Annotated in this window: 13 protein-coding genes; 3 read left to right on the top strand and 10 right to left on the bottom strand. The window is 69.7% G+C overall.

The window, feature by feature from the left end:
* The first annotated feature begins 18 nt into the window (after positions 1-18).
* Complete coding sequence (gene rraA / locus ABQE89_RS09640; protein ID WP_448416091.1) at positions 19-498, top strand: ribonuclease E activity regulator RraA; 480 nt, start codon at positions 19-21, stop codon at positions 496-498.
* 1 nt (position 499) lies between these two features.
* Here the strand turns inward: rraA and ABQE89_RS09635 are convergent, their stop codons facing one another.
* Positions 500-1,975 (bottom strand): flavin-containing monooxygenase, encoded by a 1,476-nt coding sequence (locus tag ABQE89_RS09635; protein ID WP_448416090.1) that lies wholly within the window; start codon positions 1,973-1,975, stop codon positions 500-502.
* Between the two features lie 79 nt (positions 1,976-2,054).
* Here ABQE89_RS09635 and ABQE89_RS09630 point away from each other — a divergent pair, with 79 nt between their 5' ends.
* Positions 2,055-2,699: a TetR/AcrR family transcriptional regulator gene (locus tag ABQE89_RS09630; protein ID WP_448416089.1), complete on the top strand. Its 645-nt coding sequence runs from the start codon at positions 2,055-2,057 to the stop codon at positions 2,697-2,699.
* A 20-nt stretch (positions 2,700-2,719) separates the two neighbouring features.
* Positions 2,720-3,925: a DNA polymerase IV gene (dinB, locus tag ABQE89_RS09625; protein WP_448416088.1), complete on the top strand. Its 1,206-nt coding sequence runs from the start codon at positions 2,720-2,722 to the stop codon at positions 3,923-3,925.
* Here dinB and ABQE89_RS09620 read toward each other — a convergent pair.
* From ABQE89_RS09620 to ABQE89_RS09580, 9 genes are all read right to left on the bottom strand, one after another.
* Positions 3,922-4,926 (bottom strand): PHP domain-containing protein, encoded by a 1,005-nt coding sequence (locus ABQE89_RS09620; RefSeq protein WP_448416087.1) that lies wholly within the window; start codon positions 4,924-4,926, stop codon positions 3,922-3,924. The genes dinB and ABQE89_RS09620 overlap by 4 nt on opposite strands.
* A 155-nt stretch (positions 4,927-5,081) precedes the next feature.
* Complete coding sequence (locus ABQE89_RS09615) at positions 5,082-6,557, bottom strand: hydrogenase large subunit (RefSeq protein ID WP_448416086.1); 1,476 nt, start codon at positions 6,555-6,557, stop codon at positions 5,082-5,084.
* On the bottom strand, positions 6,554-8,023 hold the full coding sequence (locus tag ABQE89_RS09610) for a proton-conducting transporter transmembrane domain-containing protein (RefSeq protein WP_448416085.1): 1,470 nt from the start codon (positions 8,021-8,023) through the stop codon (positions 6,554-6,556). Before ABQE89_RS09610 ends, ABQE89_RS09615 begins: the two co-directional genes overlap by 4 nt.
* Positions 8,023-8,685, bottom strand: a complete 663-nt coding sequence (locus ABQE89_RS09605) for a hypothetical protein (protein WP_448416084.1) — start codon at positions 8,683-8,685, stop codon at positions 8,023-8,025. Before ABQE89_RS09605 ends, ABQE89_RS09610 begins: the two co-directional genes overlap by 1 nt.
* Positions 8,682-9,638 (bottom strand): respiratory chain complex I subunit 1 family protein, encoded by a 957-nt coding sequence (locus ABQE89_RS09600; RefSeq protein WP_448416170.1) that lies wholly within the window; start codon positions 9,636-9,638, stop codon positions 8,682-8,684. Before ABQE89_RS09600 ends, ABQE89_RS09605 begins: the two co-directional genes overlap by 4 nt.
* A gap of 5 nt (positions 9,639-9,643) precedes the next feature.
* On the bottom strand, positions 9,644-11,563 hold the full coding sequence (locus tag ABQE89_RS09595) for a proton-conducting transporter transmembrane domain-containing protein (RefSeq protein WP_448416169.1): 1,920 nt from the start codon (positions 11,561-11,563) through the stop codon (positions 9,644-9,646).
* A 41-nt stretch (positions 11,564-11,604) separates the two neighbouring features.
* The gene (locus ABQE89_RS09590; protein WP_448416083.1) at positions 11,605-12,084 is read right to left on the bottom strand and encodes an NADH-quinone oxidoreductase subunit B family protein; all 480 of its coding nucleotides are present in this window, start codon (positions 12,082-12,084) and stop codon (positions 11,605-11,607) included.
* Positions 12,081-12,419, bottom strand: a complete 339-nt coding sequence (locus tag ABQE89_RS09585; protein ID WP_448416082.1) for a lsr2/espR transcriptional regulator — start codon at positions 12,417-12,419, stop codon at positions 12,081-12,083. The genes ABQE89_RS09590 and ABQE89_RS09585 overlap by 4 nt, the downstream gene beginning before the upstream one ends.
* Positions 12,420-12,490: 71 nt before the next feature.
* Positions 12,491-13,165 (bottom strand): potassium channel family protein, encoded by a 675-nt coding sequence (locus tag ABQE89_RS09580; RefSeq protein ID WP_448416168.1) that lies wholly within the window; start codon positions 13,163-13,165, stop codon positions 12,491-12,493.
* Positions 13,166-13,208 lie beyond the last annotated feature (43 nt).

The following is a 13,208-nucleotide window of genomic DNA, read 5'->3' as shown; positions in this document are numbered from 1 at the left end:
GGTGGCTAGCATCGAGCGGTGAGCATCGAGCCCCGCCCCACCGCTGACCTCGTCGACGACATCGGCCCCGCAGTCCGAAGCTGCGATCTGCAACTGCGCCAGTTCGGCGGTCGCGCCGAATTCGCCGGCCCGATCACCACGGTGAAGTGCATCGGAGACAACGCCCTGTTGAAGTCCGTGCTGTCCGAGCCCGGCGACGGCGGGGTTCTGGTCATCGACGGCGGCGGTTCGCTGCACGCCGCGCTCGTCGGCGACGTCATCGCCGGGCTCGGCGTCGAGAACGGCTGGGCCGGCCTGATCATCAACGGCGCCGTGCGTGACTCAGCGACCCTGCGCACACTCGACATCGGCGTCAAGGCGCTGGGCACCAACCCCCGCAAGAGCACCAAAACCGGTGCGGGACAGCGTGATATCGCGGTCGGGTTCGGCGGGGTGGTGTTCACGCCCGGTGACATCGCCTACAGCGACGACGACGGCATCGTGGTGGTCGCTCCCTAGATCAAGCCGAGGCGCCCACGCGGGCGGGGTGCTTGGCGAACTTCAGCGCTTCGTCGTTGACCTTGCCGCGCCGGATCAGTCGCAGGTCGAGCAGATAGTTCTGCTTGAGCCGCCACGGCGCGACGTCTCCGGCCTTGGGTAGATAGTCCAGCGCCCGCAACACGTAGCCGGGCGTGAAGTCCATCAGCGGACGCTCGTCGACTCGGTTGCCGGGATGCTGCGGTTCGACGGTGTCGAAGCCGTTGGCATCCATGTAATTGAGCACCCGGCAGAAGAACTCGGACACCAGGTCGGCCTTCAGCGTCCAGGACGCGTTCGTGTAGCCGACGGTGAACGCCATGTTCGGCATGTGCGTCAACATCATGCCCTTGTAGGCCATGGTGTCGTGCAGGTTGATCGGCTCACCGTTGCGGGAGATCACCGCGCCGCCGAACAGCTGCAGGTTCAAACCCGTCGCGGTGACGATGATGTCGGCCTCGAGCACCTGACCGGAGGTCAGTTTGATTCCGGTCTCGGTGAACCGGTCGATGGTGTCGGTGACCACGTCGGCCTTGCCGCTGCGGATCGTCTTGAACAGGTCGCCGTTGGGCGCCAGGCACAGTCGCTCGTCCCACGGGTTGTACCGCGGCCCGAAGTGCTTCTCGACGTCGTAGCCCTCGGGCAACCGGCGCTGCGCCATCGTCATCAGCGTCTTGCGCATGAACTTCGGGAACCGTCGGCTGATGCGGTACTGCGCGGACTGGAACAGGATGCTCTTCCACCGGTTCACCACATAGGCGGCCTTCTCCGGCAGCGTCTTGTTCATCCGGACGGTGAACGGATCCACATCCGGCAACGCGCCGATGTAGGTCGGCGACCGCTGCAGCATCGTCACATGCCCGGCGCCCGAATCCACGAGTGCCGGAATCAGGGTGACCGCGGTGGCGCCGCTGCCGATGACGACGATCTTCTTCCCGGTGTAGTCCAGGTCCTCGGGCCAGTGCTGGGGATGGATGATCGTGCCGGCGAAGTCCTCGGCGCCGGCGAACTCCGGCGTATAGCCCTGGTCGTAGTTGTAATAGCCGCTCGCGGCGAACAGGAACGACGCGGTGAGCTCGGCTTCCTCGCCGCCGCGGTCGACGCGCAGGGTCCACCGGTTGTCCTCGTCGGACCAGTCCGCGGCGATGACCTTGTGGTCGTAGCGGATGTGCTCGTCGATGCCGAACTCGGCGACCGTCTCCTTCAGGTACGCCATGATCGACGGCCCGTCGGCGATGGCCTTCTCCGACGTCCACGGCTTGAACCTGAACCCGAGGGTGAACATGTCGGAGTCCGAGCGGATGCCCGGGTATTTGAACAGGTCCCAGGTGCCGCCGAGGTTCTCGCGACGCTCCAGTACCGCATAGCTCTTGGACGGGCAGCGGTCCTGCAGATGCCAGGCGGCGCTGATGCCGGAGATGCCCGCTCCCACGATGACGACGTCGAGGTGTTCGCTCATGGTGCGGGAGCGTATCAACGGTGTGTCGAGCAAGTCAACGGTCTGTCGAGAAACTCGACGTCGTGTAAAGTAACGGCCTGTGACAGCCGTCGGCCAGACCCGCACCCCCCGCGCCCGCCGCTCCACCCGACCCTCGGGCGACGAGCGTGAACAGGCGATTCTGGAGACCGCCGAACGGCTGCTCGAAGACCGCCCGCTCGCCGACATCTCGGTCGACGACCTGGCCCGCGGCGCAGGCATCTCCCGGCCCACGTTCTACTTCTATTTCCCGTCCAAGGACGCGGTGCTGCTCGCGCTGATGGAACGCGTGATGGGTGAGGCCGACGCAGCGCTTCAGGCGCTGATGGAGAACCCGCCGGCCGACCGCAACGAGTTCTGGCGCGCGGGCATCGGCGTCTTCTACTCGACCTTCCGCGCGCACCGCGGCCTGGCCCCGTCGATGGCCGCCGCCCGGTACACCAACGCCGAGGCCCGCGAGTTGTGGTCGGCGTTCATGCAGCGCTCGATCGCGCACACCACCCGGGTGATCCAGACCCTTCGCGAGCGCGGCGAGCTTGCCGACAACATGCCCGCACACGAGTTGTCCACGGCGCTGAACCTGCTCAACGAGGGTGTGATGACGGCGTCGTTCGCCGGGCAGAAGCCCGCACTGCCCGACGATCGGGTGCTCGACAACCTCGTGCACATCTGGATGGCCGCGGTGTACGGCCAACCGCCGCAGTAGTCACACCCCGATGCGAACATATGTTCGTGTCGCATGAGGCCGGGATCCTGCACGCTGACCTCGATTCGTTCTACGCCTCGGTCGAGCAGCGCGACGATCCGGCGCTGCGCGGCCGGCCCGTCATCGTCGGCGGCGGTGTGGTGCTGGCCGCCAGCTACGAGGCCAAGGCCTACGGGGTGCGCACCGCGATGGGTGGGCGCCAGGCCCGGGCGCTGTGCCCGCACGCCATCGTGGTGCCGCCGCGGATGTCGGCCTATTCGGCGGCCAGCGACGCCGTGTTCGAGGTCTTTGCCGACACCTCTCCCGTCGTCGAACCGCTGAGCGTCGACGAGGCCTTCCTCGACGTGTCGGGGCTGCGGCGGGTGTCGGGCACACCGGTGCAGATCGCCGACCGGCTCCGCACCCGGGTGCGCGAACACGTCGGCCTACCCATCACCGTCGGCATCGCCCGCACCAAGTTCCTCGCCAAGGTCGCCAGTCAGGAGGCCAAACCCGACGGACTGCTGCTCGTCCCGCCGGACCGCGAGCTGGCGTTCCTTCATCCGCTGCCGGTGCGCCGGTTGTGGGGCGTGGGCGCCAAGACGGCCGAGAAGCTGCGCGCGCACGGTATCGAGACAGTCGCCGATGTGGCGGAGCTGTCCGAGTCGACGCTGGCCTCGCTGGTCGGCGGCGCGATGGGCTACCGGCTGTACGCGTTGTCCCGCAACATCGATCGGCGTCGGGTGACCACGGGTGTGCGCCGCCGCTCGGTCGGGGCGCAACGCGCACTGGGCCGGGCCGGCAACACGATGTCGCCCGCCGAGGTGGACGTCGTCGTCGTCAATCTCGTCGACCGGATCACCCGCCGGATGCGTCGCGCGGGCCGCACCGGGCGAACCGTGGTGTTGCGCCTGCGCTTCGACGACTTCGGGCGGGCCACCCGCTCGCACACGATGCCGCGGGCGACGGCCTCCACCGACGCGATCCTTGCCGCCGCCCGTGCGCTGGTCGGTGCGGCCGCACCGCTGATCGCCGAGCGTGGGCTGACCCTCGTCGGGTTCGCGGTGTGCAACATCGACCGCGACGGCGCCCAGCAGCTCGAGCTGCCGTTCGAGGAGACCCACGACACCACCGCGATCGACGACGCCGTCGACCGGGTGCGCCGACGGTTCGGCAATGCGGCGGTGACCCGCGGCGTGCTGGTGGGCCGGGACCCCGGGCTGGAGATGCCGCAGCTGCCGATCTAGGCGGCCGCCCAATCCAGAAGCGTGTCGGCGGGCCAGGTGTTGACGATCCGCTCGACCGGCACCCCGGCGTCCAGCGCCCGCTGTGCGCCGTAGCCAAGGAACTCGAGCTGGCCGGGCGCGTGCGAGTCGGTGTCGACGGCGAACAGACAGCCGATCTCCAGCGCGAGGTTGAGCAGCCGGGTGGGCGGGTCTCGTCGTTCGGGCCGGGAGTTGATCTCGACGGCGACGCCATTGTGGTGGCAGGCCGCGAACACCTTCTCGGCGTCGAACTTCGACTCCGCCCGAATCCCGCGATTGCCGCTGACCAGGCGGCCCGTGCAGTGCCCGAGCACATCGGTGTGCGGGTTGGCCACCGCCTTGAGCATGCGCCTGGTCATCGCCGCGGCGTCCATCGCCAGCTTGGAGTGCACGCTGGCCACCACCACGTCGAGGCGCTCGAGCAGGTCCTCGTCCTGATCGAGGGAGCCGTCCTCGAGGATGTCGACCTCGATGCCGGTGAGGATCCGCATCGGGGCGACCGTCTCCCGCAGCTCGTCGATGATGTCGAGTTGCTTGCGCAGTCGCTCAGATGTCAGCCCGTTGGCGATCCGCAGCCGCGGTGAGTGGTCGGTCAACGCGCAGTACTCGTGGCCCAACTCACGTGCGGCCAGCATCATCTCCTCGATCGGGGCCGAACCGTCGGACCAGTTCGAATGCACGTGCAGGTCACCGCGCAGGGCGGTGCGGATATCGCCGCCCCCGAGATCCTGTGCACCGGCGCGCAATTCGACCAGTGCCTCGGGTTCACGGCCGGCCCAGGCCTGCGCGATCACCTTCGCCGTCTTCGGGCCGATGCCCGGCAGCGACTGCCAGGAGTTGGTGGCGCCGTGGCGCTCACGCTCGGCCTGCGCCAGCGCTTCCACGGTGTCGGCGGCGTTGCGGTACGCCATCACCCGACGCGGATCTTCGCGCGCGCGGTCCTTGTAGTAGGCGATCTGGCGCAGGGCGGCAACCGGGTCCATACCTCGAGTGTGCCCGGTCAGGGCGCGCGCTATGCCGGGTCGCGTCCGGTCAGCGCGACGATCCGGTCCAGCGGCGGTGCGTCGACGCGCCGGTGTCAGGTCGATCGCGCCGATACCGACCGTCACGGCGGCCGAAACTCATGGGCGATCGTGGGTCAGAGATCGTTGCCCGCGTAGGACAGGTTGAAGCTCTTGTTGGTCAGCGGGAAGTCCGGGACGATCGTGTCGGCCATCGCGACCGGCAGCGCGGGCCAGTTGAACCACGACGGGTCGACGACCTTGGCCCGCGTCAGGAGCCCGTCGCCGTCCACCTCGACGCGGTGCACGATGGTGCCGCGCCAGCCCTCCGCGATGCCGACACCGCTGACCGTGCCTGCGCTGTGCGCCATCTGGACCTGGTGCTCGATCGGACCGGTGTGCGCTTCGAGCAGGGCGCAGGCCAGCTCGACCGACGCGGCGAACTCGTCGCGGCGCACCGTGTAGCGGGCGAGCACATCACCTGCGTCGGCACCTGCCTCGGTCACCGGCAACGCGGCGGTCGGATGGTCGAGGCGGGCGTCGGTGGTCATTCCGCTGGCCCGGGCGACGTAGCCGAGACAGCCCAGCGCCCTCGCGTCGTCCTCGGTCAGCACTGAGGTGCCGACGAACCGGTCGTAGACCAGGTTGTTGCCCAGCGTCAGGTCGGCCACCTCGGCCACGTCGGCGGCGATCTCACGCAGCACGGCGGGGTCGGGCAGCTCCCGCAGCACGACGCCGCCCGGGCGGATCGCCCCGCGCAGCAACCGGTGACCGGTCAGCGTCGCGTTCAGCCGCAGCAGCCGTTCCCTGATCCGCTGCGCATGGACGTTGGCGATGCCGAAGGCGACGTCGTTGGCCAGCGCCCCGAGGTCGGTGACGTGGTTGTAGAGCCGCTCGATCTCGACGACCAGGGCCCGCAGCCGGTGCACCTCGTCGGGCACCCGCACGCCGACGGCGTCCTCGACGGCGAGGCTGTGCGCCAGCGCGTGTCCTGCCGAGGTGTCGCCGCTGATGCGTTCGGCCAACTCCACGGCCCCGGTCGCCGCCCGGCCCTCGAACAGCTTCTCCACGCCGCGGTGCACGAACCACAGCCGTGCCTTGAGCCGCAGCACGGTCTCGCCGACGACGGAGAACCGGAAGTGGCCCGGCTCGATCAGCCCCGCGTGCACGGGGCCGACCGGAATCTCGTAGACGCCGGTGCCCTCGACGGTGACGAACGGGAACCGGCGCCGAGGCTCGAATTCCGGTGGGGGGCCTGCGTCTTTGCGCATCGGGTGCCAGTCCTCGGGCCAGTGGGCGTGGCGGACCAGCCTGCGCGGGCGGGGATGGCCGGCCGGGCGGATCCCGTACAGGTCGGCCATCTCGCGCTCGAACCTGCTGGCAGGAAACGACAGATAGGCCAGCGACGGCACCGTGAGGTCGTCGGGCGGCAGCACGATTTCGACTTCCACCCGCCGGTCGGGACGGCCCGCCAGGAACAGGTACACCACCCGCAGCGGGCCTCCGTCATCGTGGGCGGCCACCAACGCCAGCCGAAACCCCGCCCCGAACAGCTCTTCGGCCTTGTCCGTGAGCTGGTCACGGGAAATGCGTTGGCGGACAAATTCGTTCATGGCCGCACCCCGAGGTGGACGCCGGCGGTGGTGAACAGATCGGTCAACGGTCCCGCGGTGATGCCGAGCGCCACCGAGCCGGCCACGCCGATCACCAGGGCCGCCGCCACCGAGATGGGCGCGGTGATCGCCGGTGCGCCCGCGGGGGCCGCCCCCAGCAGCATGCGGCCCGAGTTGCGCGCCAGCGCGACGAACGCGACCGCCACCAGCAGCAGGGCCGCCGCCAGCAGCCACGCCATCTGGGCGTCGGCCAGCGCACGCGCGATGGCGATCTCGCTGGCGAACATCGCGAACGGCGGCAGCCCGAGCAGCACCACCATGCCGACCGCGAAAGACCCGCCGACCAACACCGAGCGGCGTACCACACCGGTGATGTCGCCGATCTCGGTGGAGTCGTGCGCGACCTGCATCTGGCCGCCCGCGAGGAACAGCACGGTCTTGCCGACCCCGTGCGCGAACACGTGGAGCAGCAGACCCGCGATCGCCAGCGGTGTGCCGACCGCGGCGGCGATCGCCAACAGACCCATGTTCTCCATCGAGGAGTAGGCGAGCATCCGCTTGACGTCGCCGGTGACCGTCAGCATCAGGGCCGCGATGAGCAGCGTCGCCAGGCCCAGCACGATCAGCCCGGTGCGCAGGAACGCCGGCCCCGCGGCCGCGTCGATGATCGGTTTGATGCGTAGCAGCACCGAGAACGCCACGGCCAGCAGCACCCCGCTCATCAACGCCGACACCGGCGCAGGGGCCTGGCTGTGGGCGTCGGCCAGCCAGGTGTGGAACGGGAACAGGCCGACCTTGGCGCCGTAGCCGATCAGCAGCAGGCCGCCGGCCAGTCGCGCCACGCCGGGGTCGAGGTTGGCGGCGTAGGCGATCAGCACATCGAGGTTCAGCGCGTGCGCATCGGGCGCCCCGGCGTGCTGGGCGGCGAAGTACATCAGGAAGGTGCCCAGCAGCGCCACCGCGATGCCCACCGAACAGATCACCACGTACTTCCAGGTCGCTTCGAGGGCGCCGCGGGTGCGACGGTGCCCGACCAGGAACGCGGTGACGATCGTGGTGGCCTCGACCGCCACCCAGATGACGCCGATGTTGTTGGCGCTCACCGCCAGTGCCATCGCGGCGACGAACGCCGGAGTCAGCACGCCGTAGAGCCGCGCGCCGCGGGCGTCGGTGTGGCCGTGCTCGAGTTCGGCGCCGATGTAACCGACGCCTGCCCACGTCGTCAGCGTAGCCACCACCCCGATGACGATCAGCATCGTCGCCGAGAGCGCGTCGGCGCGCAGCAGACCGCTCAGTTCCACCTGCGGTCCGGATCCGACCCGTGTCGCCACGACGATTCCGCACGCCAGCACGGCCACCGCGGAGAGCACCGACAGCGTCGCCGTCCAACGCCGCCAGCCGCCGACGAGAGTCACCAGCGCAGCCAGTGCGGGCACCAGGACGGGGACGAGGAGCAGTGTGGTCATCAGTCGCGCAACTCCTGCAGCCGATCCAGGTCGGCACCGCCGAACGCCCGGCGCAGCCGTCCGGTCAGCACCCCGATGATCAGCACCACGAACAGCACGTCCAGTGAGGCGCCCAGTTCGACGATCAGCGGCACGCCCGCGGTCAACAGGAAGGCCGCCGCGGTGATCCCGTTGTCCAGCATCAGGAATCCGGCCGCCTGCGATACGGCGTGGCGCCGGGTGGCCATCACGAACATCGCGATCAGGATCACCGCGAACGCGGCGGGGACCGCGTTGACGACCGGGTCGGGCTGCAGGTCCACCAGGGGCCGGGTGATGGCGAACGCGACGATGGTCAGCACCCCGGTGATCAGCAGCGAGGTCGCGGTGTTAACCAGCGGGGTGGCCTCGCGCTGGGCCTGCGGTTCGGCGGCCAGCGCCCTGGCCAGCACCCACGGCAACAGCCCGGCGCGCAGCACCAGGACCGCGACGCCGACGGCCACCAACTCGCCGTCGCCGTCGTGCAGACCCCCGACGATCGGGATCGCGGCCAGCGCCGCGCCCTGCCAGGCCAGCAGGCGAACGATGGCACGCAGGTCACGCCGCCACACGATGAGTACCGCGGCCAGCGTCAGGCCGCCCGCGGCGAACCCGATCAGGGTGTTGAAGCCGATGTCGATCATGCCGGCCCCGACACCGTGAAGAAGTTGGCCGCCGTCACGGCGAGCAGCGCGAGCAGGAACGAGCCCGCCAACAGTTCGGGCACCCGGAACAGTCGCAGCTTGGCGATGAACACCTCCACGCTGGCCAGCAACACCGCCAGCACCGCGACCTTCACGGCCACGGCGACCACGCCGACGAGGACGGCCGTCGGGGTGGGGTCGCCGCCCGCGATGCCCCACGGCAGGAACAGATTCGCCAGCAGCGCCAGCAGCACCGTCATCCGCATCGCCGACGCCCACTCCACCAGGGCCAGCTTCGGACCGGCGTATTCGAGCACCATCGCCTCGTGGATCATCGTCAGTTCGAGATGGGTGGTGGGGCTGTCCACCGGGACCCGACCGGTTTCGGCGATGATCACGATCACCAGCGCGGCGAACGCCAGCACCCCGGCCACAGACACCACCTGCGCGGGATTCTCCAGCGTATTGGCCACCAGCGCACCGAGATTGGCCGAGCCGGCCGGGATCGACAACGCGAAGACCGCCATCAGGATCGTCGGCTCGACCAGGGCGGCGATGGTGATCTCGCGGCTGGCGCCCATTCCGCCGAACGAGGTGCCGGTGTCGATGCCGGCGAGCGTGAGCGCGACGGTGCCCAGGAACAACAGCCCGACCACGGCCACCAGGTCGGCACTGGAGTCCAGCGGCGACCCGGTCGCGACCACCGGCGCGATCGCGGCGATCAGCAGCGTGGAACCGGCGAGCACCGCGGGCGCCGCGGCGAACAGGATCGTGGTGCCCTCCGGTGTGATCTGTTGTTTGCCAAGCTGTTTGCGTAGATCGCGCCAGGGCTGCAGGACGCCGGCGCCTTGGCGGCCCTCCCACCTCGCCCGCACCTGCCGCATCAACCCGACCACCAACGGCGCCCCGAGGGTGACCGTGGCGATCTGGGCCACCCCGGTGAGGTAGGACATCAGGGTCATTTGGCCACCACCAGGATGATCAACACACCCAGCGCGCCGTAGGCCAGGTAGAGATGCACGCTGCCGGTGTGGGCGCGGCGCATCACCTCGGCGGCGGCCGCGAGCGCGCGCACCACCGGCGTGTAGAGCCGTTCCTCGATCGCATCGCCGATCCTGTTCCGGTAGGTGACCCGGTCGGCCATGTACCGCGATTCAGCAGCGGGGGTGACCTCGACGTCGGTGTCGGGCCGAAGAACATCGTCGAACACCCGCTGCAGGGGTTCGGCGAACGACGTTGCGGTGTACTGCATCCGGGCCGTCAGGTCACCTGCGCCACAAGCCCACAGTGGAAGCGTCTCGGGGGCGGGGCGGCGGTGGCGACGCCACTGGCTGGCCAGCACCACGGCGAGGATGGCGATCACCAGGGTCGCCGCGATGACCGCGGGCGCGATCGACCCGGACAGCCCGGGTAGCCGGATCACGGTGCCGAACTCGGTGAATCCGACGGTCTGGGCGGCGGGCAGCGTGTCGAGCACCCGGCGCAGCGCGGGAGCGATCAGGCCCGGCAGCACCCCGAGCAGCGCGCAGGCGACGGCGGCGATCGTCATGCCCGCGACCATCGACCGCGGTGACTCCGTGGCCTCGGCGGCCGGCGCGGACCGCGGCCGGGCCAAAAAGCCGATGCCGAATGCCTTGACCATCGCGGCCACCCCGAGGCCGGCCGTCAGCGCGACCGCGCCGATCGCCAGCGGCCCCACCAGCGACACCACCGCGTCGTGTCCGGAGGAGCGGATCAGCGACTGGATCAGCAGCCACTCGCTGACGAAACCCGCACCCAGCGGCACGCCTGCCGCGCCCAGCGCCGCGACCCCGAACAGCGCCGTGGTTGCGGGCATCCGCCGCGCCAGGCCGCCCAACCGGTCGAGGTCACGCAGTCCGGTGGCGGCCAGCACCGACCCGGCCGCCATGAACCCCAGGCACTTGAACGCCGCGTGCCCCACCAGATGCAGCAGCGCCGCGGCCATCGCGATGGTGGCGGGCGCGGCGGCCCCGACATCGGCGAACATCGTCGCCGCGCCGAGGGCCAGCGTGATCAGCCCCATGTTCTCGGTCGTCGAGTAGGCGAACAGCCGTTTGAGGTCGGTGGCCACCGAGGCCTGCAGCACCCCGTACAGCGCCGAACCCGCGCCGACGACCATCAGCGTCAGCGCCCACCAGCGCGGACCCGGACCGAGCAACTGCAGGTCGATGCGCAGGATGCCGTAGACACCGAGGCTCACCATCGCCGCACTCATCAGTGCCGACACCGGGCTGGGCGCCTCCGGGTGGGCCCGCGGCAACCACGCGTGCAGCGGCACCAGACCGGCCTTGGAGCCGAAGCCCACCAACGTCAGCACGAACACCACGGTGCGCACGCCCGCTGGCACGGCGGCCATGTCGGCGAAGCGGTCGGCGCCGCCGGCGGCCGACAACACCATCAGGCCCACCAGGATCGCGACGAAGCCGAGTTGGGTCATCGCCGCGTAGACCAGCGCGGCCGAGCGCACGTCCGGCCGGCTGTGGTCGGCGAGCACCAGGACCAACGACGCGATCGCCATCAGTTCCCATGCGAGCAGGAACGTCGTCACCGACGCCGCCGCGGGCACCACCAGCATCGAGGCCACGAACAGCGGCAGCACCACCATGGTGGTCCGGCTCAGGTGATCGGCGTATCCGATCGCGTAGACACCCACCGGCACGGCAACCGCCCCGATGAACGCGATGAACAACCCGCCGAGCGGATCGAGTTCGAGCTGCACCCCGGACAGCGGCAGCAACCACCCGATGTGCACAGGGCGCGGGTTGCCGAACAGGCCGACCAGGCCCAGCCACACCCCGACGATGCCCACACCCGAGGTCGACAGCCCGGCTGCGACACCGAAGCCACGGTGCGTCAACGGTTTTCGCTCGCGCTGTGGCGCAGCGGCCAGGGTCGCGGTCACTTGCCGGTCACCGAACGCAACGCGGCCACGATCTGCTCGGGGGTGGGCGGACAGCCCGGCACCTCGACGTCGACGGGCACCACCTCACCCACCGCGCCGACCACCCCGTAGGCCTCCGCGAAAACACCGCGGTTCAGCGCGCAGTCGCCGCATGCGATCACCGCCCGCGGTTTGGGGGTGGCCGCGACGGTGTTGCGCAGGGGTTCGGCCATGTTCTGGGTGACCACGCCGGTGACCAGCAGGGCGTCGGCGTGCCGGGGCGAGGCGACCAGGCGCGCCCCGTATTGTTCGGCGTCGTAGACAGGGCCGAACGCGCCGCCGATCTCGACCTCGCAGCCGTTGCACGAGCCGGCGTCGACGTGGCGGATCTGGACCGAGCCGCGCACCCCCGCCACCGGTTCGACCGCCGGCTCGGGCGCAGGGCCCGGCGGCTCGACGATCCGCCCGACCCGGAATATCTTGCGAATCCAGCTCATTTCTCCCCTTCCCCGCGAAGGTCGGCGAGCATGGCGACGCGGTCGTTCAGCACCGTGGCGAGCACCTTACGTGCCACCGCGAGCAGTTCGGCGATATCTGGGGAAGCGATCGAATAGATGACAGTGTTGCCGTCCTTGCGGGCGCTGACGACCCCCGCGCGCCGCAGCACACCGAGCTGTTGGGACAGGTTCGACGATTCGAGGCCGACCTCGGGCAGCAGCTCCCCCACGGCGCGATCGCGGTCGGCCAGCAGTTCCAGGATCCGGACGCGGGCCGGGTGCCCGAGGGTCTTGAAGAAGTCCCCCTTGAGCTTGTACAGCGGCTGCGACTCCACGGCTCTCCTGAAGGAATACTGATTCGTTCGATTCTTCAAATGAAGAAGTTATCAAACGTTAAACCGATTTTCTAATCGGTGCGATTGATCGCGCCGCGGACCAGCCCCCGCACCTGGTTGTCGGCGCTGCCGCCGGCGAAGAACAGCATCTCGTCGCCGGCCTCGAGCACATCGTCGGGTTGCGGCAGCACGATCCCGCTCTCGCGGATGACGATCGCCAGCGCGGTGTTCTGTGGCAACGGCAGATCGCGCATGCGCCTGCCTACCAACGGGTCCCCTTCTGGCAGTGTGAGTTTGGCCAGGCTGACCTGGCCCTGCCGCAGTTCCATCAACCGCACCACGTGACCGATGTCGATGGCGCCCTCGATCGCGGCGACCAGCGCCGCGGGTGCCGACACCGCGACGTCGACGCCCCACGCCTCGGTGAACAACCACGCGTTGCGCATGTCGTTGACGCGCGCGACCACCCGGTCCACCCCGAACTCGGACTTGGCCAGCAGTGACGAGGTCAGGTTCACCTTGTCGTCACCGGTCGCGGCGATCACCACATCGCATGTCTGCATGCCCGCCTCCTCCAGCGACGCCAACTCGCAGGCGTCGGCGAGCAGCCAGTCCGCGCCGGGCACCGTGTGCGGTTCGTAGTGGCGCACGCTGTGCTCGATCAGCAGGATCTTGTGGCCGTAGTCGAGCAGTTCCGCAGCGACCGAGCGGCCGACCGCGCCCGCGCCGGCGATACCGATGCGCATCGCGCGGCGGTGCTCGTCGGCGCGGTTCGGTTCGTCGGCGGGC

It is taken from the genome of Mycolicibacterium sp. XJ1819, from assembly GCF_053483675.1.
Note: the sequence above shows the minus strand (reverse complement) of the source record. Positions and strands in the feature narration are given on the sequence as shown.

Bases quoted from the DNA above. Each gene is read 5' to 3' on its own strand.
- dinB (WP_448416088.1), top strand. From the start codon at position 2,720: ATGTTCGTGTCGCATGAGGCCGGGATCCTGCACGCTGACCTCGATTCG.
- ABQE89_RS09615 (WP_448416086.1), bottom strand. From the start codon at position 6,557: ATGAACGAATTTGTCCGCCAACGCATTTCCCGTGACCAGCTCACGGAC.
- ABQE89_RS09600 (WP_448416170.1), bottom strand. From the start codon at position 9,638: ATGTCCTACCTCACCGGGGTGGCCCAGATCGCCACGGTCACCCTCGGG.
- ABQE89_RS09605 (WP_448416084.1), bottom strand. From the start codon at position 8,685: ATGATCGACATCGGCTTCAACACCCTGATCGGGTTCGCCGCGGGCGGC.
- ABQE89_RS09590 (WP_448416083.1), bottom strand. From the start codon at position 12,084: ATGAGCTGGATTCGCAAGATATTCCGGGTCGGGCGGATCGTCGAGCCG.
- ABQE89_RS09610 (WP_448416085.1), bottom strand. From the start codon at position 8,023: ATGACCACACTGCTCCTCGTCCCCGTCCTGGTGCCCGCACTGGCTGCG.
- ABQE89_RS09620 (WP_448416087.1), bottom strand. From the start codon at position 4,926: ATGGACCCGGTTGCCGCCCTGCGCCAGATCGCCTACTACAAGGACCGC.
- ABQE89_RS09580 (WP_448416168.1), bottom strand. From the start codon at position 13,165: ATGCGCATCGGTATCGCCGGCGCGGGCGCGGTCGGCCGCTCGGTCGCT.
- ABQE89_RS09635 (WP_448416090.1), bottom strand. From the start codon at position 1,975: ATGAGCGAACACCTCGACGTCGTCATCGTGGGAGCGGGCATCTCCGGC.